This is a genomic window from Rhizobium sp. 18055 (genome assembly GCF_902706285.1).
Classification (GTDB): domain Bacteria; phylum Pseudomonadota; class Alphaproteobacteria; order Rhizobiales; family Rhizobiaceae; genus Rhizobium.
In genome coordinates this window covers 1-387 of sequence record NZ_CACSKD010000491.1, presented here as the reverse complement: position 1 = coordinate 387, position 387 = coordinate 1, and the positions used below count along the sequence as shown (strand labels likewise).

1 protein-coding gene is annotated in these 387 nt (G+C 71.1%); it reads left to right on the top strand.

Features of this window, described 5'->3' with window-relative positions; genetic code table 11:
• On the top strand, positions 1-387 hold a 387-nt coding region (locus GVL52_RS32725; RefSeq protein WP_160012814.1), incomplete at both ends, for a TonB-dependent receptor.

The window sequence follows — 387 nt, the reverse complement described above, 5'->3', positions numbered from 1 at the left end:
GACGACGACATGCTGGCCACCGACACCTCGGTGCTGGCGAAGTTCGCAGCCCTCGGCGTGCAGCACCAGCTGGTGGCCGGGCTGGACGCACGCACCGGCAAGAACTGGCTGGGCCGCCGCACCTGCACCATCGCGCCGATGGACCTGTTCAACCCGGTGTACGGCGTGGCGGCGCGCTGCCCCGCGGGGCTGACGATCGACGCGCCCGAGCGGCTCACCGTGGCCGGCCTCTATGCGCAGGACCAGATCAAGCTCACGCCGCAGTGGACCGTCCTGGCCGGCCTGCGCCGCGACTGGTCCACCAACACCATCGACGACCGCATCGCCCGGCAGAAGACACGGCAGAAGGACTCCGCCACCACGCTGTCCGCCGGCGTGGTGTACGAG